At 37.1% G+C, this 21,222-nt stretch carries 20 protein-coding genes; 15 read left to right on the top strand and 5 right to left on the bottom strand.

Features of this window, described 5'->3' with window-relative positions:
• Window positions 1-118: 118 nt before the first annotated feature.
• Window positions 119-1,234, bottom strand: a complete 1,116-nt coding sequence (locus tag AC2VNP_RS10045) for a BMP family lipoprotein (RefSeq protein ID WP_486917204.1) — start codon at window positions 1,232-1,234, stop codon at window positions 119-121.
• A gap of 454 nt (window positions 1,235-1,688) precedes the next feature.
• Here AC2VNP_RS10045 and AC2VNP_RS10050 point away from each other — a divergent pair, with 454 nt between their 5' ends.
• From AC2VNP_RS10050 to AC2VNP_RS10090, 9 genes are all read left to right on the top strand, one after another.
• On the top strand, window positions 1,689-2,096 hold the full coding sequence (locus tag AC2VNP_RS10050; RefSeq protein ID WP_486917205.1) for a VWA-like domain-containing protein: 408 nt from the start codon (window positions 1,689-1,691) through the stop codon (window positions 2,094-2,096).
• Window positions 2,097-2,237: 141 nt separating this feature from the next.
• Window positions 2,238-2,480 (top strand): hypothetical protein, encoded by a 243-nt coding sequence (locus AC2VNP_RS10055; RefSeq protein ID WP_486917206.1) that lies wholly within the window; start codon window positions 2,238-2,240, stop codon window positions 2,478-2,480.
• Complete coding sequence (locus AC2VNP_RS10060; protein WP_486917207.1) at window positions 2,477-3,589, top strand: GerAB/ArcD/ProY family transporter; 1,113 nt, start codon at window positions 2,477-2,479, stop codon at window positions 3,587-3,589. Before AC2VNP_RS10055 ends, AC2VNP_RS10060 begins: the two co-directional genes overlap by 4 nt.
• The gene (locus tag AC2VNP_RS10065) at window positions 3,586-5,160 is read left to right on the top strand and encodes a spore germination protein (protein WP_486917208.1); all 1,575 of its coding nucleotides are present in this window, start codon (window positions 3,586-3,588) and stop codon (window positions 5,158-5,160) included. Before AC2VNP_RS10060 ends, AC2VNP_RS10065 begins: the two co-directional genes overlap by 4 nt.
• Window position 5,161: 1 nt before the next feature.
• Window positions 5,162-6,364, top strand: a complete 1,203-nt coding sequence (locus tag AC2VNP_RS10070) for a Ger(x)C family spore germination protein (protein WP_486917209.1) — start codon at window positions 5,162-5,164, stop codon at window positions 6,362-6,364.
• A gap of 126 nt (window positions 6,365-6,490) precedes the next feature.
• Entirely contained in the window at window positions 6,491-6,931 is a 441-nt protein-coding gene (locus tag AC2VNP_RS10075) for a MarR family winged helix-turn-helix transcriptional regulator (protein WP_486917210.1), read from the top strand.
• A 261-nt stretch (window positions 6,932-7,192) separates the two neighbouring features.
• Window positions 7,193-7,804 (top strand): NAD(P)H:quinone oxidoreductase, encoded by a 612-nt coding sequence (gene wrbA / locus AC2VNP_RS10080; RefSeq protein WP_486917211.1) that lies wholly within the window; start codon window positions 7,193-7,195, stop codon window positions 7,802-7,804.
• Between the two features lie 155 nt (window positions 7,805-7,959).
• Window positions 7,960-9,042: an acyltransferase family protein gene (locus AC2VNP_RS10085; protein WP_486917212.1), complete on the top strand. Its 1,083-nt coding sequence runs from the start codon at window positions 7,960-7,962 to the stop codon at window positions 9,040-9,042.
• Window positions 9,043-9,168: 126 nt separating this feature from the next.
• A complete protein-coding gene (locus AC2VNP_RS10090) occupies window positions 9,169-9,492 on the top strand; it encodes a DUF2680 domain-containing protein (RefSeq protein ID WP_486917213.1) in 324 nt (107 codons plus the stop codon).
• Window positions 9,493-9,614: 122 nt separating this feature from the next.
• On the opposite strand, the gene AC2VNP_RS10095 is transcribed toward AC2VNP_RS10090, so the two are convergent.
• Entirely contained in the window at window positions 9,615-10,418 is an 804-nt protein-coding gene (locus AC2VNP_RS10095; RefSeq protein ID WP_486917214.1) for a LysM peptidoglycan-binding domain-containing protein, read from the bottom strand.
• 329 nt (window positions 10,419-10,747) lie between these two features.
• Here AC2VNP_RS10095 and AC2VNP_RS10100 point away from each other — a divergent pair, with 329 nt between their 5' ends.
• The gene (locus tag AC2VNP_RS10100; protein ID WP_486917215.1) at window positions 10,748-11,698 is read left to right on the top strand and encodes a glycoside hydrolase domain-containing protein; all 951 of its coding nucleotides are present in this window, start codon (window positions 10,748-10,750) and stop codon (window positions 11,696-11,698) included.
• A 71-nt stretch (window positions 11,699-11,769) separates the two neighbouring features.
• Here AC2VNP_RS10100 and AC2VNP_RS10105 read toward each other — a convergent pair whose 3' ends face one another.
• The gene (locus AC2VNP_RS10105) at window positions 11,770-12,237 is read right to left on the bottom strand and encodes a VOC family protein (protein ID WP_486917216.1); all 468 of its coding nucleotides are present in this window, start codon (window positions 12,235-12,237) and stop codon (window positions 11,770-11,772) included.
• Between the two features lie 214 nt (window positions 12,238-12,451).
• On the opposite strand from AC2VNP_RS10105, the gene AC2VNP_RS10110 reads away from it, so the two are divergent.
• The 4 genes from AC2VNP_RS10110 (at window position 12,452) to AC2VNP_RS10125 (ending at window position 17,534) form a co-directional block, all read left to right on the top strand.
• Entirely contained in the window at window positions 12,452-12,754 is a 303-nt protein-coding gene (locus AC2VNP_RS10110) for a spore germination protein GerW family protein (protein WP_486917217.1), read from the top strand.
• Window positions 12,755-13,076: 322 nt separating this feature from the next.
• Window positions 13,077-14,828, top strand: a complete 1,752-nt coding sequence (locus AC2VNP_RS10115; protein ID WP_486917218.1) for an ABC transporter ATP-binding protein — start codon at window positions 13,077-13,079, stop codon at window positions 14,826-14,828.
• Window positions 14,809-16,635 carry an ABC transporter ATP-binding protein gene (locus AC2VNP_RS10120; RefSeq protein ID WP_486917219.1) on the top strand — a complete coding sequence of 609 codons (1,827 nt, stop codon included), beginning with the start codon at window positions 14,809-14,811 and terminating at the stop codon, window positions 16,633-16,635. The genes AC2VNP_RS10115 and AC2VNP_RS10120 overlap by 20 nt, the downstream gene beginning before the upstream one ends.
• 68 nt (window positions 16,636-16,703) lie before the next feature.
• The gene (locus AC2VNP_RS10125; protein WP_486917220.1) at window positions 16,704-17,534 is read left to right on the top strand and encodes an aldo/keto reductase; all 831 of its coding nucleotides are present in this window, start codon (window positions 16,704-16,706) and stop codon (window positions 17,532-17,534) included.
• Between the two features lie 39 nt (window positions 17,535-17,573).
• On the opposite strand, the gene AC2VNP_RS10130 is transcribed toward AC2VNP_RS10125, so the two are convergent.
• On the bottom strand, window positions 17,574-17,972 hold the full coding sequence (locus AC2VNP_RS10130) for a hotdog fold thioesterase (RefSeq protein ID WP_486917221.1): 399 nt from the start codon (window positions 17,970-17,972) through the stop codon (window positions 17,574-17,576).
• Window positions 17,973-18,185: 213 nt separating this feature from the next.
• Complete coding sequence (locus AC2VNP_RS10135; protein WP_486917222.1) at window positions 18,186-18,923, bottom strand: metallophosphoesterase family protein; 738 nt, start codon at window positions 18,921-18,923, stop codon at window positions 18,186-18,188.
• A 167-nt stretch (window positions 18,924-19,090) separates the two neighbouring features.
• On the opposite strand from AC2VNP_RS10135, the gene AC2VNP_RS10140 reads away from it, so the two are divergent.
• Window positions 19,091-21,193: a putative bifunctional diguanylate cyclase/phosphodiesterase gene (locus tag AC2VNP_RS10140; protein WP_486917223.1), complete on the top strand. Its 2,103-nt coding sequence runs from the start codon at window positions 19,091-19,093 to the stop codon at window positions 21,191-21,193.
• Window positions 21,194-21,222 lie beyond the last annotated feature (29 nt).

The raw sequence follows: 21,222 nt of genomic DNA on the forward strand, positions 1-21,222 counted from the left end.
TTAGCGAAAATAAAAAGGCGGTCTCGGGAGTAGTCAAGCCCTTTAACCCCAGAGAGTGCACGATGTTCGGGATGCAAGTTGCAAGACAAAATTGAGACCGCCTACCATTTAATGATGATTATAGATTTTTCAGAAACTCTTCGAACGCTTCATCTGTTTGAGGTACTTCAATTTCTCCAGATTGGATTTTTTGGATGTACTCTTCAACAGCAGCTAATGCTTCTTCAGAAACATTATCAGTTGTAGGAGCGATACCAACCGCTTCTTCTTCTAATCCAAATTCTAATACTTCACCACCAGGGAATTGGCCATTCATTGTTTGTTCATTAACAAGATATAAAGCAGTATCTACACGCTTAACCATTGATGTTAATGTTACGTTTTCAGGAAGTCCTTCTTCATGTTGGTCACGGTCTACACCGATAGCCCAAACATTTTCATTGTTACGCTTACGGTTTTTAGCTTCAGTAAATAATCCATTACCAGTACCACCTGCTGCATGATAAATAATATCAGCGCCTTGGCTGTACATAGCATTAGAAATTTGCTGACCTTTAGAAGCGTCATTAAAATCTTCAGCGTACTGTACAATAATTTCAGCATCAGGATTTACTGACTTCACACCAGCTTTAAATCCATTTTCAAACTTCTTAATTAGTGTGCCATCAACACCACCAAGGAAGCCCACTTTATTTGTTTCTGTATGCATACCTGCAATAACTCCAACTAAAAACGATCCTTGGTGCTCTTTAAATGTAATGTTAGCAACATTAGGAATTAGTTGATCATCATCGTCTGTAACAACCATATCAACAATTGCTAGTTGAGCTTCAGGGCGCTGTGTTGCAATAGCTTTAATGTCACTCGCCATTAAAAAACCGATACCCCATACAAGGTCGTAGTTTTCACGGATTAGTGAGTTTAAGTTAGGACCATAATCTGCTGCAGCAGTTGACTGTAAGTATTTATATTCTGTTCCTTCCGTTAGACCAAAGTCATTACCGAATTGTGTCATTCCTTCCCAAGCCGACTGGTTAAAAGACTTATCGTCAATTCCACCAGTATCAGTTACCATCGCGACTGTAAAATCCTCAGCTACATCCTCAGTAGGTGCACCGGCTTGTCCATCTGTTTCTGGAGCAGGTTCTGCCTCGTCTCCACCAGTCCCACAAGCACCTAATAGTGTTCCGCCTGCCAAGATGATGGATAACAGTAGTGATTTACTTTTTCTCATTGTTAAACCCCCTAAAAATATGTAGATAATGTAGTCGAAAATAGAGGTCAATAATACGGCGTCTTAAGTATGTAAATGCTTTCAATTGAATATACAAAACATATCCATATAATGACATCAGTCTTCAGTCCTCAGTCTTCGACACTTTTCGACTAAATATAACATTAATTAATTTAAATAACAATCTAAAAATCATATAAATTATGGTGTTTTTCCGAACGTTGCATTTTCAATTTCTATCCTTAGGTTGTACAATTTTTCGGAAAGTATGAAGAAACTTTATGCGAGTAGCTACATGAAATTAATGGAGGGGCGTTATATTGCTAAATTACGGCATGCTAAAAAGCAAATGATTGGATTAGCTTAAAATATACACTCTTTCATAAAATATTTCTTGAGTAACTATAGTAAAATAAAAGGTGTTGAGCTTTACTTGAGAGAAGGAGATGAAGCGATGAGGTGGCAAAAGGACTTATTAATTATTCTTTCTAAACGTGAGGACAAAAAAATAGCGCTAGCAGTTGATACTTCTACTACTGATTATCCGACTGAGACAATTTCAAATATTGTTAAACTTTTTCATGAGTTAAAACCGGAAACACAGCTCGTTTTAGCAGATTATAAAATTCGTGAAATTACGACTGCTAAAAAAAATGATATTCAGTATTTCACCCATGGTAAATCGTCTTATACGGAAGTACTGGAATGGGCCAATGAAAACGAGATTGAAACATTATTTTACATAACCGATGTCACTGGTTATGTTATGGAAGATATGGAAATAAACTATGAGCTTTTTTGGATTATTCCTGGAGGCTTTTCACCGAAAGTGCCTTTTGGAAAGAAATTATTAATTAAATAAGCTTAAGAGTTAGAAGCAACTTATGCGCAATAGAACGAATGAGCCCTCAGTAAATGGGGGCTTTTTTAATTTGATTATAGTACATAAAAGATATATACAAAGAAAATACTAGAAAAATAATGGTTTTGAATAGGTGAATGTATGGTAACAATCGCTTTCTTTCTCGTTTTATTTGGAATGATATTATTAATGACTGTGCTGAACTTCTTTGTGTACGGTCAACTTTCCTTATTGGAAAGCTTTCTTTTCTTAATTTGGTTTGAAATGGGTTCAAGGAGACTAATTGTCGTCGTTGCAGCTGTTGTCGGTTTAATAGCTGCAATATATCATGACAAACAAAGGAAGAAGAGTAAAAATCAACAGAAACAAGAGAGGGTGCAATGAAAGAAAGAATTTCACTTTGGCAATTATTTCTCGTTTTAATCATCTTTTTAGTAGGTAGTGCTGTTGTTGTTGGTGCGGGTGAAGAGGCTAAACAAGATTATTGGTTGGCTGAACTCATTGCAATGTCAATAGGAGTTATTATTGTCGTTGGTTATTTTTTTCTCTTGAGTCGAAGCCCTGGAAAGAACATTTTTAAATTGATCGAAACAGGGTTTGGTAAAGTGGTTGGAAAGGCTTTTATATTTCTTTATATTATTTACTTCCTTTACATTGCGGCAAGGGTATTAAGAGATTTTGGAGAGTTGATACTAACAACTATATTGCCATTAACACCGGTTGAAATTATCCCAATTGTCATGTGCTTACTATTAGCATATGCACTTTATCTTGGTATTGAAGTTTTTGCAAGAATGACTGAAGTTATCGGCCCGTTTATTCTTCTTGCATTATTTTTAGTGGGAGTATTCTTGTTTATTGGTGGAGATCTTGATTTTCACCAACTGCTTCCGGTTTTAGAAGATGGCATAGGGCCTGTTATGGAAGCTGTTTTTCCGACAATGGTAACGTTCCCTTATGGTGAGCTCATTGTATGTACATTATTGATGACACAAACTAATCATTTTGATTATGTTCCTAAAGTTGGTATAGCTGCAGTCATTATAAGTGGCTTGTTAATTACCTATTCGAATGTTATTCAAATTGTAACATTAGGGGTAGATATTAAAGTTCGTTCGAATTTTCCTCTATTAGTTGCAGCTCGAGAAATCGAAGTATTTGATTTTTTTGAACGAGTGGATATTTTAGTAGTTTTTATCTTAATGTTTGGAATTCTGATCAAGGCAGGTATTTTCTTGTACGGAGCAGTAAAAGGATTAGAACATTTGTTTAAATTACCATATCGAGCGTTTTTGTTCCCTACAGCTATGCTGTTAGCTTTCTTCTCGGTGATCATTGCTGATAACATTGTGGAGCATTATGAAGAAGGGTTGGCCCTGGTTCCTTATTTTCTTCATTTGCCTTTTCAATTCGGAATTCCTATCGTACTTTGTCTCATTCTACTCATTAAACAGCGGATGAGTCAGTCTAGTACAGGAGGTCTAGACGTATGAGTCTATTTAGAAAGTTAGTAAAAAGCCGAATGAAATCTAGGTCAAAAATAAAAAATCAAACTCCCGATGAACTATTAGAAAAAGGGCAATCGCAAACGACTATCGCGAGATATTTAAAGCTAAATAAAACCCAAGTTGAAAGTGTATTTGAAGGTAATTTCGATTTTCTAATGGAAGAGATGAAAATCGGTAAACAGGCAGCCATTATCGTCTATTTAAAGACCATGGTTGATCTAAATATGGTTGCCAAACAGATTACGGAAACGTTAGCTGAAATAGAAGACGAAATGGTGCTGGAGACAAGAGGACAGTTAGATCAACTTTATAAAAAATATTTTTCAAGTCATGAGTGTTACTTGATTGAGTATGAACATGAGGTCGTATGGTATGTGCTTTTGGGTTATGCAGTTATCTTTTTAGAAGGCCTTCCTTACGCTCTAGCCATAAATGTAGTGACTACTCAGGAACGTGATATATCAATTTCGGAAACCCAGACGATTGTTCGCGGACCGCAACATAGCTTTACAGAGTCAGTGAATACAAATGTAAGCTTAATCCGTCGGGCGGTTAAAAACCCATCGCTTAAGTTTGAGAGTTTTACAGTTGGGACTGAAACGAAGACCACGGTTTATTTAGGGTATATTAAAAATATCACGAATACAGATCTTGTCAATGAAGCGCGCCGGAGAGTTTCGGAAGCTAACATTAATGCTTTATACGATTCAGGAAATTTGGAAGAGATTATTAGTGATACAACACTGACACCATTTCCATTAACGTACCATACGGATCGTCCTGATACGATCTCATCTCATTTATTGGATGGAAAGTTTATTCTGCTAGTTGATGGGAGTCCTTATGTTATTAGTGCACCTGTTGTATTTGTCGACTTTTTTCAGGTAAGTGAAGATTACTATCAAAAGTACATGATGACAACTTTTATTCGGTTGATACGATACATATCTTTTTTCTTAGCACTTTGTTTACCTGCAATCTATATAGCCCTTACGACCTTTCATCACGGACTTATTCCGACAGATCTATTAATAAGTATTCAAGCGCAGCGTGAAGGAGTACCGTTTCCGGCTGTATTAGAGTTATTGCTGATGGAAATAACGTTTGAGATCTTAAGAGAAGCAGGGGTTCGAATGCCTAGAGTTGTCGGACAAACAGTTTCCATTGTTGGTGCACTTGTTATTGGACAAGCTGCTGTAGAAGCTGGTGTGGTATCAAACTTTTTAGTCATTATCGTCGCATTAACAGCGATGGCAGGGTTCGTATCGCCGATTTATAGTTTTGCTAATTCTGTTCGTTTATTAAGGTTTGGACTAATTTTTATTACAGCAGCACTAGGTATGTTCGGAACGCTAGTCGGTCTTTTAGCCATACTGCTACATTTAATTAGTTTACGTTCTTTCGGTGTGCCTTACTTCGCTCCGTTAGGCCCATTTATTATTGAGGATCAAAAAGATGTTTTTGTACGATTTCCATTCCAGAAGACAAATATCCGTCCGACATACTTGAAGACTAAAAGTGAAAATAAGTCCTCTACTAAAGAAAGTGAGGGATAGAATGAAGCGCTCCCTTATTTATATGATGCTTTTATGTCTCTCCTTATTACTTATAGGAACAGGGTGTTGGGACCGGTATGAGTTAAATGATGTATCAGTTGTAAGTGGCATGGCTCTGCATAAAGGAACCGAAGGAAAGTTACGTATAACTATTGAAGCAATAAACGCTAAACAAATTTATGAAGGGGAAAGTGAGGGAGGAACACCAGCGATCGTTTACGGAATAGAAGGAAACACAGTCGCAGAGTTAGTAGATAAAATGAATGTGGGTTTTACAAGAAAACTAATTTTTTCCCATATTCAAACGGTAGTCATTGACGAGGAATTGGCAAGAGAAGGTGTAGGTGAATTCTTGCAATACTTAGAACGAAATGGTGAATTTCGAAATGATTTTAAAATTATTATCGCGCATGGAGTTAGGGCTGAGGATATCATTAGTACAACATATCCTATTCAAAAAGTGCCGTCACTAAAATTAAGTGTACAAATTGATACGATGGAAGAGGAATGGGGAGGCGAACCAAAAGTTCGTTTGACGGATTTTATTCGTGCAATAACTGCGAATGGTAGGCACCCAGTAACTGCAGCAATGACCATCGACGGTGACCCAAATAAAGGAAAAAATATAGGACATATTCAAAATTTGCGACCTGAACCAATAGTCATAGTCCACGGCATCGCTCTATTTAACAATGACAAGTTAGTAGGCTATTTAAACAATGAAGATACGAGAAATTATTTATGGACGCAAGATGAAATTAAGTTTACGACATTAAGTGTTCCGTGTGGTGAAAATAAATTTATAGGAGTAAGAATTAAAAATTCATCGACAAAAATTAAAACTGCTTATAAAGACAATAAGCCCCAAATTACAGTCGATATTTTACTAGAATCAGTTTTACAATCGTCGCAATGTGAAGAAGATTTAACGTCGATTGAAACATATGAGAAGTATCAGGAATACATTGATAATTTTATCGGTGAGCAAATTAAGGGTACGGTTCAAAAGGTTCAACAAACCTATGGCATAGATATATTTGGCTTTGGTAATACATTTCACCGGCAGCACCCTAGAAAATTTAAAGAGCTTAAAAATCGTTGGGATGACGAATTTGTAAAGGCAGATATTGATGTCGAAGCGAGTGTTTATATTCGACGAGCGGGAATTCGAACTGAGGGATTCTTAGATAAAATGAATAATTAATTATAACAGATACGGATAAGTTGAGGTGGATTTTTCAATCCACCTCAAAAATAATGTTGACATATTAGAAAAAAAAATTATATAATTTATCTTGAATTCAAGATAAAAAGTAAGGATATGGTTCATATGACAAATGAGAAAACACAAAACGAAGAGCTAGCATTAAAATCATTTATCGTATTATCCCGTGCTCATCGAGCGGTTTCCGATCGTGTAGAAGAAGATATTCGTCGGTATGGTTTAAATCCTACTGAATTTGCAGTATTAGAGTTACTTTACCATAAAGGTGACCAGGCCATACAACAAATTGGTAAGAAAGTTTTATTAGCAAGCGGGAGCATCACGTATGTGGTTGATAAACTAGAAAAGAAAAACTTAATCATTCGCAGAGCATGTCCAAAAGACCGCCGCGTGACGTATGCAGCCATTACTGAAGAAGGAAATGAATTAATGCGTAAAATTTTTCCGACTCATCAGGAAGCGATAGAAAAAATCTTTTCCAGCTTGGATCAAGGCGAAAGAGAAACATTAATTGAATTATTAAAGAAATTAGGGATCAACGCGTAATGCGCTCTAATTTTTGACTAATATCTTGAATTCGAGAATAATTAAATGGAGATAGTTTGTCTTATGAAAAATAGTTTAGTATCGCTAAGAATGTGGGAATAGCTTTATTAGCTTTATTAATGGCTAAGACAAAACGCACGTTCAGTAATTGTGTAATTAAAAATATTTTTTTCGGCTTAAATATCTTGAAGTCATATTATTTGAATTCGAGATTTAAGATAAAATTACTATTTATAATCCAAAGGAGAGTGTCATACGATTATGTCAAATTTAAATTTAGCAATTATTTATTACAGTTCTACAGGTACGAACTACACGTTAGCAAAATGGGCGGAGGAAGCAGCGCAAGAAAATGGTGCAAACGTCAAAGTTTTAAAAGTACCTGAGTTAGCGCCCCAACAAGCGATTGATTCCAACCCAGCGTGGAAAGCTCATGTGGAGGCAACAAAAGAGGTTCCTGAAGTTTCACTTGAAGACTTAGAGTGGGCTGATGCCATTATTTTCAGTGTACCAACTCGCTTTGGTAACATGCCAGCTCAAATGAAACAATTTTTAGATACGACTGGAGGATTGTGGTTCCAAGGGAAATTAATTAATAAAGTAGTAAGTGCAATGAGTTCTGCACAAAACCTTCATGGTGGTCAAGAAGCAACGATTTTATCTCTATATACTTCGATGTTCCACTGGGGCGCAATTGTGGCTGCACCTGGATACACAGATCCTGTATTATTTACAACCGGTGGAAACCCATATGGAGCAAGTGTTACTGTAGATCAAGACGGAAACATGCAGGAAGATGTTCAGCCTGCAGTACGACACCAAGTAAAACGTACACTAGACATTGCGAGATTAGTTAAACAAGGTAACCAATAAAAAAATATATGAGCAGGGGTTGATCATTTAAGTCAGCTCCTGCTTTTTTATGGTTGGGGGAAACATCCAGAAAAGGGTGCTTTTTTAAATTGAGAAAACGAGAAAGATCAAGGAAAATAAGTAGAAGTGTGTTCATTATAAAGGGGCGTGATTACGTGGGTACAAAAGAAATGCATGAAGTATATTGGCTGCGTATCATTGCTTGTTTGAGTGTTGTCCTAACTCATGCTGTAAGCAGGGTAATAACAGACTTCTCTTTATCGGGGGATATACGGGTTGTTTATCGCACACTTCAAATGTTGTTGTTGTACGGTACGCCAATGTTTGTATTAATCTCAACTATTGTGATGACGCATGCTTACAAAGAAAAGATTCCGAACGGTTTCCTTAAAAAGAGGATCAAGTATATATTAATCCCTTATATAGTAATGGCCACGTTTTATGCGGGCCATAAATATATTCGATTTGACTGGACATTCAAAGATTTTGCCATCGAACTTGGGTTTAATTTTATAGGACAATGGCACGGGTATTTTGTCTTAATTATCTTTCAGTTTTATTTACTGCATTTATTATTTATAAAATATCTGGAGCGATATAAAGCTATGCATGTTTTAATCGTAAGCTTTCTCATTAGCACAGGATATTGGATAGGCTTTTATTTCTTTTTTATCGACTTCGTACAACATTCAAGTTATTTAACCCTGTTCTTATCAAGAATTGTGATTTTTGGTTGGCTATTTTATTATGTTGTTGCGTACTATTGCGGGAGAAATTATGAATTGTTTATCGATAAGTTGAATAGGTATTGGATGGTTGTAGTGTTAGGTACCATAGTTTCAATGGGACTTGTACAATTTATATATCATTCGGGATGGTTAATGCGAGTGACATCAGCTCGTTTCGATATTATTCCTTACACCGTCATGTTATTCTTCCTCTTCTTCCTGCTGTTTTCAAAACTAAATCGAATTCCAACGTGGATCGTTTCCATAAGTGGATATTCATATGGGATTTATTTGCTGCATCCTTTTGTTCAAACGATGGTTAGAAGCTGGTTCCCATTATTAGAAACAACACCATTCAGTTATATGATTGCTCAATTTATGGCGGGGGTTATTGTCCCGGTAATTATCATCTATATTTTATCAAGGTTTCCGTTTAGTACTTTTATTGTGGGTAAAACAACGACTCGAAAGAACGTCTCCACAGAAACAGGAATGTCCAAAGCGGCATAAGGGGCGAATTAAAGGTTATAAGTATAAGTTTTATTAAATAGTTTTAAAAGGAATATTATTCATTGATAGTATAAAATTACAAGGTTGAAGTACACTATAGGTGATTTTCTTGAAAGGTGTGGTTATGTGAAGAAGTTATCTATTGGTGTACTCTCAGCTTTATTCTTATCGTTGACGGCATTCGGACCGTTGCCTGCACAAGCAGAATTTAACAATAACGAAGCTGAAGTTCAAGAAGTCGAGTTAACAGAAGAGCAAAAACAAGAGTTGGCTGTCTTACATAAAGAAGCTTTTGAAAAGAAGAAAGAAATTATTGAGAAGTATGTAGAGTTTGGGGTGTTCAGTGAAGAAAAAGGGAATAAAATTATCAAGAAGTTTGAAAGTCATTATGAAAAGCTTGAAGACGATGGTTATATTCCGAAATGGGACCATAAGAGAAAACATCATTAAAAGAAGGCGTTTGTTGCTAGGTTAGTTCAAAACATTATCCGGTAGGATAAGTAGTAGTCTATGAGAAAAAGTGTATAGAGAATGGGGAGAGGATGACAATTAGGGTCATCCTCTTTTCATATTTAAAATTTAACCGTTTGTAATTGGTTTAATAAAGAAGGTGTAATATCTTCGGCCTCTTCTTTATCGAGGAGGTGAAGTGTGAATCTGACGAGGTGACCATTGAGTTTTTTTACGACTATACTCTGTTGTACTTTTGTGTTAGAGCTTGTGAAATAAAATTCGGACCCTTTGTAAAATGGGTGAACATTTTTTAAGTCTTTAACTTCTTTAACATTCCCTGTCGTTTTCAAATATTCTTGAGAATTTTTCTTTAGGTCAGTTAGGTTGGCTTTGGCATCAAGCAATTCTACTCTTACAAAAAATCCTGACTCTCGTTTGCAAAAAAGTTGATATTTTCCAGGTTCTTCTTTTACAAACTGATATCCGTTTTGAACCGTTAGTTTAACTTCTTTGTTCATAGTAGGCATGGAGTTGTCTGTGACAGATTTCCCTTTAATCATTAGTTTTTGCCCTGGGAAAATGGTATTCGTTGTCAAACCGTTTAACTTCTTTAAATCGTCTACTTTCATCTGATGTTTTTTAGCAATACTGTATAAGGTGTCACCTCTTTTCACGACATAAGAAGAAGTGGCAGCTTCCTTCAATTGAAGCTTTTGACCAGGAAAAATGATATTGCTTTTTAATTTGTTTGCTTGTTTTAATTCATTGATTGTCATCTTATTTTCTTGGGAAATTCGAAATAGTGTATCTCCTCTTTTTACTTCATAAATTGCCGCATCTGCACTGTGAGCAAATCCAATCATAGCCGTGACTCCGAGTGATAAAGCGATCATTTTTATCGCATTTTTTTTCATAATAAACATTTGAATGCACCTCGAATTTTTATTTTTTACTAACGTACATATTTGCGTGATCCATTGAGATCGATTTTATAAAACTGGCTATAAGAAACTTGTTGGGTTGGAGCACTTACAAACAGCAGGGGCCCTCCACTGAGTGAAGTGAACTCATTGTGAATGTGTTTCCGAACGATTAGACGGAGGATTCCGAAAGAAAGTTACAACATAAACAAGCCTAAAAATAAAATTAATATGCAACTTAAAAAAAACGCTGATGACAGGTACACGCCTACACGTCATTACTACGAACGCAATAGTATATATGGACTTTGCAAATGTAGGGAGGCGAAATAGTGCGTCAGTATGTTGTTCTAGCAACCGTTTTTATTTTAGCTTTTGCTTCCTTTTTCTTTTTTGTAATAAATGACGGTTACGAACGAACTCTTATTTGCGAAAACGGACAAATGGAAGATCGAGAAGAAAATGGTGCAAATGATGAGGAACAAGAAAATGGGAATGGAAGTAACGGAAACGGTGAAACGGAAAATGGTGAGAGCGGAGAAGGTAATGGAGAAGAGACAAATGGAGAGAATGGCGAAGGAAACGGTGAAACCGGAACGATTAATGGAAACGAAGAAGATGCAGGTGAAATCGTCTGGGGTGTTGATTCGGCTAGTTTAACGACTGAGGAATTATACGCTTGTGTGACATCAAACTTTGGGGAGCCCGAGGTTTGGGGACGCTATTTAGAAGATAATGACGGAGTTTCTTATGGCTTAACAGAAGATGAAGTAAGTTTTCTCCATCAGCAAGGTGTGTCTATTCTAGTAATCTATAATCACTTTACAGATGGTACGACATACGAAAAAGGAGTAGCGGAAGCCGAAGTTGCGATTGAGTATGCAGAACGTATTGGCGTTCCAGAAGGAGTAGCGATATTTGCCAACGTCGAACCTGAATATCCAATCGACTCAGCTTTTATACAAGGCTGGTACGACACACTACAACCATCCATCTATAATGCTGCTATTTACGGATTATTTGATGCAGAAAGTGATGTGTGGGCAGCGTTCGAAGGAGCCATTAACGAAAACCCTGAAATCGCGGATCATATGATTGTCTGGGCAAACCAACCTCAAATTGGGATTACAACAGAAGAAAATGCACCGGAAGAGTACGAACCAGGCCCGCCAAACGAATGGTTGAATTGGGCATGGCAATATGGAATCGATGCTGAGACCTGTAATATTGATACCAATCTATTTCAAGCCGCTATCTTTGACTATCTTTGGCAGCCAGAATAAGAGAAAAAATATAATAACAGAAAGGAGCGATGTACAGTGTAAATGCAACCCTGCTCCTTTCTAGTTAATAATTAGTATACTTCTTTTTTACTTAGCTCCTTCCACGTACTGAGGTGGACAACCCCAGCATCTTGTTTAGGTTGATCTTGAAGTACTGAAATATATTCTAACGTATTCCCGTCTGGATCTAAAAAGTAATAACAAGCAGACGGCATCCAACCATGTACAACGGGTTCCGTCGTATCGAGTCCAAAAGATGGAATTAAGGAGATCTCCCTCTTTTTGAGAAAATCAGGAACTTGAAGTAATTCTTTAGAGGAAACATGGAAAGCGAAATGTGATTTACGGAAATTTTCTTCATTAACTTCCCACACCCCAAGCATAAATTCTTTTATGGTCGGATCTCCAGCCCAGAAGAAAGCTGCTCTTCTATCATCCAATACATAAGCTAACTCTAGATCTAATTTTTTATAAAAAGCAATCGATCTTTCTAAATTAGTCGATTGAACATGTGTTTCGTATAAGCGTGCATTTTTCATCTTTAATTCCCCCTCAAAATTTTTACTATGATTATAGATTACATAAAGTTGAAAACAATTTAATCAAGAGAAAGATTGAACTACAACTACAACTTTAGGAGGAGAAAGGATTATAAAAACATGAATAAAAGTTCATAAAAACCATTTTAACAGTAAAGGAAACATACGCTAATACAGCGAATTACCTACTATTAACTATTAGGAGGAACCCCTTATGAACGAAATAAAAGAGGAAAAAGCGTCAAGATATCAAAATCCTGTTCGCGGCATGTTTGCAAAGATGGGTGAAGCGGTCCAAACGAAAAAAGTATATGGCGAACCTATTGAGTTAGAAGATAAAAAAGTCGTTCCAGTTTCTAAAGTAACTTATTTATTCGGTGGTGGGGGAGGAACGGCTGAGGAAACAAAAGAGGGCTCTAGCCTGGGCGAAGGTGAAGGTGGAGGCGGAACGATGTTAGTTCGCCCTGTAGGGGATATGAGATTACTAAAAAGAAAACTCGCTTTATACCAACTGTAGATTTATCTGCTTTACTTCTAGTAATGGGGGCTGTAACTTTTCTATTTTCTATATTAGTACGTAAAAATAAAAGGACAGAGGAAAAATAAAGTATTGGCAGTCACATTGGTCGAAACGCATCGGTTTCTGGTAAGGAAAACTGCATGCGTTTTCTTTATGGAGATATTGAATAACAGCTCCCTAATGTCCTTAATTATTAAAAAGAAGGCAAGAGTCAAATAAATTCTATTATATGGATGTTTCGTGTAGTATTAATGTATATATAAGATAAAAATACATATACATCGATTGCGTTTACAGAAGGTAGTCTGGGGGATTTATTATGGCTGTTCTATTTTCATATTTAAAACGATATCGCTTATTTATGGTTATCGCGATTACTTTAACCTTAGTTGAACTAACAGTTGAACTACTGCAGCCGTTATTTATGGCGAAAATTATTAATGATGGTATTTTACAAGAGGATCTTTCGGTCGTGATTTATTGGGGAAGTATTATGATTGGTCTGTCCCTCGTTGCCTTTGCGGCAGGTATTATTAATTCTTTTTATGCAGCACACAGCAGTCAAGGGTTTGGTCATGACATCCGAAACGGGTTGTTTGAAAAAATTCAAGCGTTTTCGTTTACGAACTTAAGTCACTTTCAAACATCTTCGTTAATTACGAGGATGACAAACGACGTAAATGTTCTTCAACTTACCTTGTTTACAGGCCTGCGTATTATGTTGCGTGCTCCGTTATTAGTCATTGGTGGACTAATTATGGCGCTCGTTGTAAACGTAAGGCTTGCTCTATTGTTAGCGGTAGCTGTTCCTTTAAGTCTGTTATTTTTAATCTGGATTTTTAAAAAAGGACGTCCTTTATTTAATATCGTCCAACAAAAGCTAGACGGTGTGAACCGGGTCATGCGTGAGAATTTACTAGGAATTAAATTAATTCGAGCGTTACTGAGAAAAGACACAGAAATTGACCGGTTTACCAAATCCAATCAAGAATTGATGGGGTCGACTGTTTCGGCGTTACGACTGATGGAAATCACGATGCCGATTATTTTGCTGCTGATGAATGTAAGTATTCTAGGCGTGCTTTGGTTTGGCAGTTTTCAAGTAAATGCAGGCGGGGCTAATGTAGGTGAAGTCGTTGCGGTGATCAATTATGCAACACGAATTAGCGGAGCTTTTTCTGTATTTTCGATGATTATTATCTTTTTCTCACGAGCTAGAGCTTCATCAGAGCGAATTGTTGAAGTTTTCAATACAGAAGTAGACTTGGTAGATAAAAAAAACTCTATTGAATCGAATGAACGAATGGAGAGTTTGGAGGGCAAGATAACATTCCGAAAGGTGTCATTTCGTTATCCAGCTACCGACAGAGATATTATAAAGGGAGTATCGTTTGAAGCGGAACGAGGGAGAACCGTAGCTGTTTTAGGCTCAACAGGGTCCGGGAAATCATCGATGTTCCATTTGATCCCCCGGCTATATGATGTGACAGACGGTGAGATCGATATCGATGATAAAGACATTCGAACGATAAAGCTAGACCATCTTCGTAAACAAATAGGCTACGTTCCTCAAGAAACGTTATTGTTTACAGGCACGATTAAAGACAATATAGCTTGGGGAAAAGAAGATGCAACAGACGCAGAGATTATAGAAGCAGCTAAGAAAGCCCAAATCCATGAAACTATTTCTAAGTTTACGAATGGTTATAACACAGTACTTGGCCAAAAAGGTGTTAATTTATCAGGAGGACAAAAGCAACGGCTTGCGATTGCCAGAGCACTTGTTCGAAAGCCGAAAATCCTTTTACTTGATGATAGTACGAGTGCATTAGATTTAAAAACAGAAGCAAAAATACTTGCAAGCTTACGGGAATTACGATGTACAACACTAATCATCACACAAAAAATAAGTACGGCTGTCGAAGCGGATAAGATCTTAATATTAGATGATGGGGAAATGATCGCAGAAGGAACACATCAAGACTTAATAACCAATGATTCACTGTATCAAAAAATATATCGATCTCAGTTTGGGGAGGAGGCGATGTACGTTGCTAAAGGAAGTGAGTAAACCTTTCCAACATAAAAAAATAGCTATTGATCCCAAAGATAATAGTACGGGGGCAAAACAAAAACAGAAAGCTAAAAATTGGGCAGGAACGTTAAAACGAATTTGGCGTTACTTGGTGCAAAATAAAAGCCCATTAATACTAGTATTGGTTTTAGTTATTGTCAGTTCTGTATTTGCCCTGCTTGGACCATTTATCGTTGGAATGGCGATTGATGAGTTTATTGTGACTCGTAATTTCGACGGTTTAGTCTATGTAATTCTAGGATTGAGCGCTATATATGTCATCCATTCGGCCGCTGTTTGGGGACAGAATTTTGTAATGATCCGAGTTGCTCAAAAGACCGTTTTTCAAATGCGTTCTGACTTGTTTAAGAGGCTTCACCAGTTACCGATTGCGTTTTTTCAGAAGAGGCAGCATGGGGAGTTAATGAGCCGGGTAACGAATGATATTGAAAATGTCAGTTCAACGTTAAACAGTTCCGTTATTCAAGTCATTTCGAGTGTTCTGACGCTCGTCGGTATTTTAATCGTGATGTTATGGCTGAGTCCACTGTTAACGCTAGTCACCCTTACCATTATTCCGTTAATGGTACTAGGGATGAAGTGGATTACAAAAAGAACAGGAAAGCTGTTTAAGGAGCAGCAACGTAATCTCGGTGAAGTAAATGGCTTTATTGAAGAGACGTTATCTGGTCAGTCCATTATTAAAACGTTCTCGCAGGAACCAAAAGTGTTAGCTGAATTCCAGGAGAAAAATAAACGTCTTCGGGAAGCGGGATTTTGGGCCCAAACCATTTCTGGGTTTATCCCGAAACTTATGAATGTCCTGAACAACTTAAGCTTTGCGGTTATTGCGCTTGTTGGCGGGATTTTCGTTTTGAACGGGATGGTCTCTATCGGTATTATTGTCATTTTCGCTGAGTATGCGAGGCAGTTTACTCGTCCGCTAAATGATCTAGCGAACCAGTTTAATACGATCCTCTCAGCAATTGCAGGTGCTGAGCGTGTGTTTGAAGTCATCGATGAAAAAGAAGAAAGTGCAGATGAAACGAACGCTATAGCTCTTAAAGAAGTGAAAGGGGAAGTGGAGTTTAAGCAAGTATCGTTCTCTTATGAAAGTGACGAAAATACTTTAAGAAATGTTAGTTTTACTGTAACTCCAGGTCAAACGGTTGCTTTAGTTGGTCCAACGGGTGCAGGGAAAACAACGATCATCAATCTCCTAACCCGCTTTTATGATGCCGATGGTGGTCAGATCTTAATTGACGGATACGAAATGAAGAAGATACAACGAGAAAGTCTCCGCAGGCATATGGGTTTTGTTTTTCAAGATTCCTTTTTATTTGAGGGTACTATCCGGGAAAACATTCGTTATGGCAGGTTAAGTGCAAGTGACAGGGAAGTGGAGGAAGCGGCAAAACTTGCTAATGCACACTCTTTTATTATGAAGCTGCCGGATCAATATGATACCGTATTAAAACAAGACGGCAGTGGTATTAGTCAAGGTCAAAAGCAATTACTATCAATAGCCAGGGCGATTGTAGCTGATCCTAGAATATTAGTACTAGATGAAGCGACTAGTAATATTGACACGATAACAGAAGTGAAAATTCAAGAGGCACTGCAACGTTTAATGAAAGGACGTACGAGCTTTGTCATTGCCCATCGCTTAAATACGATACAAAAAGCGGATCAAATTATTGTTTTACAAGAAGGTGAAATTATAGAGAAGGGTAATCACAAGTCTTTAATCCAAGAAAGAGGCTTCTACTATGAATTAAACAGTAGTCAAATTAGCAAAATTTGAGAACTTCCTTCATAATGGAAGTAGTAGTTCATAGTTATCATAACGTAACAAAATGGGAGGAACCGAATATGGCAAAACACATTCAAGACACAACAACGTTACATAATGGAGTAAAAATGCCTTGGTTAGGCCTAGGTGTTTGGAAAGTAGAAGATGGCTCACAAGTGACTGAATCTGTAAAGGCAGCTGTTCAAGCAGGCTATCGAAGTATTGATACGGCAGCGATTTATAAAAACGAAGAAGGCGTCGGAAAAGGAATAAAAGAATGTGGAGTACCACGCGAGGAACTCTTTATTACAACAAAAGTCTGGAACGCCAATCAAGGATATGAAACGACATTACAAGCCTTTGAAGAAAGCATGGAAAAGTTAGGCCTAGATTATTTAGATTTATATTTAGTACACTGGCCAGTGGCTGGAAAGTATAAAGACACGTGGCGTGCTTTGGAGAAGTTATATACAGATAAAAAAGTACGTGCGATCGGTGTAAGTAATTTTCACGTTCATCATTTAGAAGATTTACTAGAAACGGCAAATATTGTGCCGATGGTCAACCAAGTGGAGTTCCACCCGCAACTCGCACAACAGGATTTACGCGCTTTCTGTAAAGAGCACCAAATTCAATTGGAAGCATGGTCTCCACTAGCACAAGGTAAATTACTTGACCATCCGACGTTAATTGAGATAGGACAAAAGTATGGGAAATCACCTGCACAAGTGATTTTGCGGTGGGATTTACAATGTGGTGTAGTGACCATTCCGAAGTCAGTCAACGCAGACCGAATTGCAGCAAACGGAGATATCTTTGATTTCGAATTAACAAGCGAAGAAATGGCTCAGATTAATGCATTAAATAAGGACGAACGTGTCGGTCCAGATCCGGATGATTTTGATTTTTAATCATGTTATAGTCCTTCTATAAAATGCCAAAAGCTGTAATTACTCAGCTTTTGGCATTTTCTTTATAGCAACCGTACAACGAGAAACACAAATTAGTTTTTCTTGCTCATCGACAATTTTAATGTCCCAAACCATCGTTGTACGTCCTTTGTGAAGAGGCGTTCCAATTGCTGTTACGATTCCGTCTGTTTTCGAACGAATGTGATTAGCATTAATTTCTAAGCCAACAGCCACTTCGTTTTCTTGGTCGACAAGGTTCCATGTTCCCATACTTGCTACTGTTTCCGCTAGTACAACGGACGCACCACCGTGCAGTAATCCAAACGGTTGATGTGTTGCAGAATGAACTGGCATAGTCGCAACGACACGCTCTTCCGTAGTTTCAACTACTTCAATTCCTAAAGCTCCTAGTATTGTTTCTTCTAACGGTTTAATCACTTTAAAGACTTCCCTTCTACCTTTAATTTATATTCTAGTAAAATACTGTATTCGCGATTGTTCGATAAATTCCTTTAAAATTCTGAAAATAATGTTGACTAAAAATGTTAAGCCGTTCATCTCAATTTCCGTTATGAAGTTAATGACAAAGAGAAAATAGACTAACTCTACTTACAAGTCAGTCTATTTTAATTACAAGGAATGGAATTATCATCATTTAGAAAAAGGACTTGCTCCGTGTTGGACAACCTTTTTCATAACCTCAAGGTTCGGGTATTGTAAACGTTCATATTGGGATATTACTTTTTCAGTATCATAAGGGACTCGTTGAATTGTAATGCTAAACTGGTCCTTTTTTTCTTCTACAATCGCGTAAGAAGCTAAAGGTTGTCCGTCAAACGGTAAACCTACACTACCTAAGTTTGCAATACATTTTCCATTGAAGTAACGAACATAAGGTAAGTGTATATGAGCATAGATGAATAGGTTTGCATCACTTGTCGCTATCATTTTTTCCATTAAAACCGTTGGGTCAGTATCAGGCAAAACCACATCAAATAAACTTGTCGGTGTAGCATGAAATGCATAAATTGCAGTACCGTTTGGTAAGGTGATCTCTAAGTCGGTAGGAAGTTGTTCAAGATAAGAAAGGTCCTCTTCATTAAGTTGTGCTTTGCACCAGTCTCTTTCAGTGTTCATCATTTCAAGCATTTGATCTGGTACCTCACCTTGTTGTACTCCGCGAACTACCCATTCATCAGCATTTCCTTTAATGACTTTAGCATCTAATGCTTGTATGAGTTGTAACGCTCGTTTTGGTTGTGGGCCCCGATAGCATAAATCTCCCAACACAAAAATTTCATCAACGTTTTGTGACTGAATATCATCTAATACAGCTTCTAGAGCTGTGGCGTTACCATGTATATCCGACAGAAACGCATATTTTTTCAAAATCTCTCACCCCGCATTTAGATCGTTACTCAAAGTATAGCAATCGCTTACTCATATAGCAAAAATGACCTTTCTCCTATATATGGTGTGAATTTTGTGTGCTCTATGGAAGAATTTTGTTGAAACGTGTATTATTGTATATAGTCGTGGTACAAAAGGGGGATGTTGTGGAGAAGCAGAAACAAGATCATATGAAACTTACAACTTTTTTGCGAACCGAGGATGGTCCATATAAACAACTTTTTTACACTTATCCTGAAGCTTTGTTCATAGTCGATACGAAAGGAAACATTATTGAAATTAATCAACGGGTGTCTACATTAACAGAATATGACTCAATAGAGATCATAGGAAAAAACTTTAAAGAGTTTATTCTGGGTGAAGATGTTGCTAAAGTCATGGATTTTTTTCAGCTCGTTTTACAAGGAAAAGGGAAAGAGATCACATTTAGAATACAGCAAAAAAGTTTTAATATAAAATATGTGGAAGTAACGGCTACTCCTATTAAGGCCGAAGGAGAAGTTATAGGAGTGTATGGTGTCGTAAAGGATAATACAAATACAATTGAACTTGAGCATAAGGTCGTGAAAAGTGAAGAGAGATTTCAACATCTAATCCAATACTCAAGTGATGTCATCGGTATCATCGATGCCAATGGAGTAGTATTATATGAAAGCCCAGCATGTGAACAAATGCTAGGCTATGAGGCGAAAGAGTTGATCGGTACAAATGCGTTCGCACTCATACATCCAGACGATTTAGAACTTGCAAAAGGTACATTTGCCAATATACTAACTAAACCAGCTACAGTTATAAAGGTTGAATTAAGGATCCAAAGGTCAGATAACCGTTGGGTTGATACTGAATTAGTTGCATCCAACTACGTTGATAACCCTTACATTAGAGGGATTGTAGTTAATTATCGAGATCTAACAGAACATAAAAAGAGTCAACGTGAAGTCGAATATTTAGCTTACCATGATCAATTGACTGGAATGTATAACCGGGAATATTTTAAAAAACGTTTGATGGAACAAGTGGAAGCAGCTAGGAAAAAAGGTGAGGAATTCCCAGTTTTTATATTTGACTTGGATGGCTTTAAATTTATAAATGATACATTAGGTCATCATATTGGTGACCATTTGCTTTGTGAGGTTGCTAAAAGACTACTAACGACTATTCAGGGTGTTGAAGTATTAGCTCGTATAGGCGGGGATGAATTCGGCTTACTTCAACCTACTATGGACGGTGAACAGGAGGTTACTAAATTAGCGAAGCAAGTGATACAAACTTTTAAGGAACCGTTTTATATTCATGATTATGAGTTATATATTACGTGCAGCATTGGAGTATGTACCTATCCTCATGGGGGAACGGACATTCATAAACTAATGAAAAATGCGGATGCTGCCATGTATCAAGCAAAGGATCAAGGGAAAAACCAGTATGAGGTCTATACACCTTCGATGACTAATCATACGTATCGGATTTTCACATTAAAAAATCATTTGCGAAAAGCAATAGAGTTTGAAGAACTATTGCTGCACTTTCAACCAAGAATAAACAGTCAAACTGAAGAAATTGTTGGTGTTGAGGCATTGCTTAGATGGTACCATCCGAGCTTTGGAAATGTTCCGCCAAACGAATTTATTCCAGTCGCTGAAGAGGACGGGCAGATTATTACGATTGGTGAATGGGTCTTAGATCGTGCATGTGAACAAAACAAACAGTGGCAAATTCTTGGCTTACCACCAATTAAAATGTCAGTTAACTTTTCTGTGTTACAGTTTTTAAAGAAAGACCTAGTAGAAATCGTTCGGGGCACATTAGAAAAGCATCAACTCGACCCAAAATGGTTAGAGGTTGAAATTACTGAAAGTGCAGTTTTAGAAAATAACCCTTATATATTGGATACCATTAAGAAATTACAGGCGATGGGCATTACTATTGCGTTAGATGACTTTGGAACGGGTTATTCGTCACTCAGTTACTTACGAAAATATAAGATTGATACGTTAAAAATAGATCGCTCATTTGTGAAGGGGATCCCCCAAGAAGCTGAAAGTTTTGAGATTACAAAAACAATTATCACATTAGCACAAGCCCTTAAGATGAATATTGTTGCAGAAGGGGTAGAAACCGCTGAACAATTAAAAGCTTTGAGTGAAGTGAATTGTAAAGAAATTCAAGGGTATTTTTATAGTAAGCCACTACCAGCTATACAGATGGAAGAAATGTTAAGAGGTAAGACCATTAAAAGGATAAATTAACTTAATTAAAAAGGGCATAGAGTAGTTCT

This window comes from Alkalihalobacterium sp. TH-98 (genome assembly GCF_057473385.1).

Excerpts from the sequence above, each read along its gene's own strand:
- AC2VNP_RS10045 (WP_486917204.1), bottom strand. The coding sequence starts at position 1,234 with ATGAGAAAAAGTAAATCACTACTGTTATCCATCATCTTGGCAGGCGGA.
- AC2VNP_RS10050 (WP_486917205.1), top strand. The coding sequence starts at position 1,689 with ATGAGGTGGCAAAAGGACTTATTAATTATTCTTTCTAAACGTGAGGAC.
- AC2VNP_RS10055 (WP_486917206.1), top strand. The coding sequence starts at position 2,238 with ATGGTAACAATCGCTTTCTTTCTCGTTTTATTTGGAATGATATTATTA.
- AC2VNP_RS10060 (WP_486917207.1), top strand. The coding sequence starts at position 2,477 with ATGAAAGAAAGAATTTCACTTTGGCAATTATTTCTCGTTTTAATCATC.
- AC2VNP_RS10065 (WP_486917208.1), top strand. The coding sequence starts at position 3,586 with ATGAGTCTATTTAGAAAGTTAGTAAAAAGCCGAATGAAATCTAGGTCA.
- AC2VNP_RS10070 (WP_486917209.1), top strand. The coding sequence starts at position 5,162 with ATGAAGCGCTCCCTTATTTATATGATGCTTTTATGTCTCTCCTTATTA.
- AC2VNP_RS10075 (WP_486917210.1), top strand. The coding sequence starts at position 6,491 with ATGACAAATGAGAAAACACAAAACGAAGAGCTAGCATTAAAATCATTT.
- wrbA (WP_486917211.1), top strand. The coding sequence starts at position 7,193 with ATGTCAAATTTAAATTTAGCAATTATTTATTACAGTTCTACAGGTACG.
- AC2VNP_RS10095 (WP_486917214.1), bottom strand. The coding sequence starts at position 10,418 with ATGTTTATTATGAAAAAAAATGCGATAAAAATGATCGCTTTATCACTC.
- AC2VNP_RS10105 (WP_486917216.1), bottom strand. The coding sequence starts at position 12,237 with ATGAAAAATGCACGCTTATACGAAACACATGTTCAATCGACTAATTTA.
- AC2VNP_RS10110 (WP_486917217.1), top strand. The coding sequence starts at position 12,452 with ATGAACGAAATAAAAGAGGAAAAAGCGTCAAGATATCAAAATCCTGTT.
- AC2VNP_RS10115 (WP_486917218.1), top strand. The coding sequence starts at position 13,077 with ATGGCTGTTCTATTTTCATATTTAAAACGATATCGCTTATTTATGGTT.
- AC2VNP_RS10125 (WP_486917220.1), top strand. The coding sequence starts at position 16,704 with ATGGCAAAACACATTCAAGACACAACAACGTTACATAATGGAGTAAAA.